The sequence below is a fragment of the Synergistota bacterium genome, from assembly GCA_025060595.1.
GTDB lineage: Bacteria > Synergistota > GBS-1 > GBS-1 > GBS-1 > 42-11.
The window spans coordinates 1-2,548 of the sequence record JANXBX010000024.1 but is presented as its reverse complement, the minus strand read 5'-3'; the positions used below and the strand labels follow the sequence as shown (position 1 = coordinate 2,548).

The 2,548-nt window shown below is 44.1% G+C and carries 1 protein-coding gene; it reads left to right on the top strand.

Annotated features, from left to right (window positions below):
- Window positions 1-14: 14 nt before the first annotated feature.
- The coding region (locus NZ900_09655; protein MCS7234343.1) for a calcium-translocating P-type ATPase, PMCA-type at window positions 15-2,548 on the top strand (2,534 nt) is incomplete at its 3' end.

Here is a 2,548-nt window from a genome sequence, read left to right as displayed (position 1 = left end):
AGGAGGTAAGCCATATGAAAAAACAGGCTGACTTTTACAAGCTTCCTATTGAAGAAGTGTTTTCCCTTTTAGAAAGCGATATGAATTCTGGGCTTTCTGAGGAAGAGGCACAAAGGCGACTTTCTATCTTAGGACCTAATAAGCTAAAGGAGGAAAAGAGAAAGGGACCTTTTAAGATATTTCTATCCCAGTTTAAAAACCCTATGAGCTATTTACTTGGGGTTGCAGCGCTCATAAGCTTCGCAGTTAAAGAAGTCCTTGATGCCCTTGCCATCCTGGTTGTACTTTTAGTAAATGCAACCATAGGTCTTTTCATGGAGTATAAGGCTGAAAGGGCCTTGGAAAAGCTAAAGAAGATGGTCTCTATAAACGCTCTGGTGCTAAGGGATGGAGCTCTTAAGAAGATTCACGCAGAGGGGCTCGTGCCAGGGGATGTCGTTGTCCTGGAAGCAGGAGATATCGTTCCAGCCGATATAAGGATATTTAAGGCCGAGGATTTGGAGGTTGATGAGAGCGTTCTCACAGGAGAGTCTACTCCAGTTTCTAAGGTGTCCCACAAGTTAGATGAAGATCTACCCATATACGATAGGGTTAATCTCCTTTTTGCTGGAACTCACGTGGTAAGAGGAAGAGGCTGGGGCGTGGTTTACGCCACGGGAATGGATACCGAGTTCGGAAAGATATCTAAAGCCCTACAATCCGTCGAGTCCCCTAAAACTCCCATGGAAAAGAGGCTTGAGGTCTTCAGCTCCTTTATGCTTAAGCTTGTGATATTGGTAGGTGTAGTGGTGTTCCTGTTAGGCTTAATTAAGGGATATTCCATCCTCAATATGCTTGAAACCTCCATTGCATTAGCAGTGGCAGCCGTGCCTGAGGGCCTTCCCGTGGTTGTCACCATAACCTTGGCTATAGGCGTCCATAAGATGGCCAAGAAAAACGCTCTCGTTAGAAATTTAGCCTCCGTTGAAACCTTGGGTAGCTCTACAGTAATATGTACCGATAAAACAGGGACCCTAACGCAAAATAAGATGAAGGTTGCCTTCGAATTCTTCAAAGATGACCTTTTAAAGCAAAAGGCCCTAAAGGTGGCCGTGCTCTGTAATAACGCCTTTAAATCAAAGGAGGGCTACATAGGTGATCCGATGGAGGTCGCATTGCTAGAGTGGGCTGAGGAAAACGGCATAGATATATTAAAGCTAAGGGAACGCTTCCCAAGGGTCAAGGAGATCCCCTTCGACTCTAAGCTCATGAAGATGACCACAATACATGAGGGATTTCTGGCAGTTAAAGGCGCACCAGAGAGGCTCCTGTCCGACTGCAAATACACATATGATGATAAGCAAGTAACGGACTTAACCGAGGATTTCAAAAGAAGGGTAGTAAGCACGGTAGAAGATGTCGCATCTAAGGCTATGAGAACGCTCGCCTTCGCAATAGGAGAAAGCGAGGATAAGCTTATCTTCCTGGGATTCGTGGGCATAAAAGATCCCCTTAGGCCAGAGGCTAAAGAGGCAGTTAAAAAGTGTAAAGAGGCAGGCATAGACGTAATTATGCTCACAGGGGATCATCTACTTACAGCCGCAACCATCGCCAAAGAGGCAGGCATAGTAGAAAGCGAAAACCCACACCCCTTAAGCAGTAGTAAGATCGAAAGCCTACCAGATGATGCCCTCTATGAGGCTATAATGCAGGCTCGCGTTGGAGCAAGAATACTTCCAGAACATAAGCTAAGAGTGGTTGAGGTATTACAAAATAAGGGACATGTGGTAGCTATGACAGGCGACGGAGTCAACGATATCATCGCCTTAAAGAAGGCAGATATCGGCATAGCTATGGGAATTGCAGGAACCGAGGTCACAAAGGAGGCCTCAGATATAATACTTCAGGATGATAGGTTCGCAACTATAGTGGATGCCGTTGAGGCAGGAAGGGTAATCTTCGATAACATAAGAAAGGTTATATACTACCTGCTTTCCTGTAACATAAGCGAGATCTTCACCGTATTGCTCGGAGTCCTGTGGGAAAAGGGATTGCTACTTGCCCCACTTCAAATACTATGGATAAACCTCGTAACAGATGTCCTGCCAGCCTTAGGAATCTCCTTCGATCCACCAGAGGAAAACGTTATGAAAAGACCACCAAGAAGCTTAAAGGAAAGCTTCCTAACGAAAAAACACTACTTTAACATCAGCTCCTACGGAGCCTTGTTCGCTATATTCTCCATAGGGTTAGCCGTAAGCTCCCTAAACATTAAAAGCATAAACATAGATATCGCAAGAAGCTATATGTTCCACTGCCTGGTATTCTGCCAAATCCTTCATAGCTTTAATTTGAGAGAAAAAAGGTTCATAAGAAACCTTAAAGAGCTATTTATAAATAAAACCTTAGTCATAGGAGTAGCGATCTCCTTCTTCCTTCAAATCAGCGCTACATATATACCGCTATTACAAAAGGTATTACAAATAAACCCCTTAAGCCTATCAGAATGGTTAATGATACTAACGGTAGCTACAGCCTCAATCATAAGCGGTAACATTATCGAGAAAAT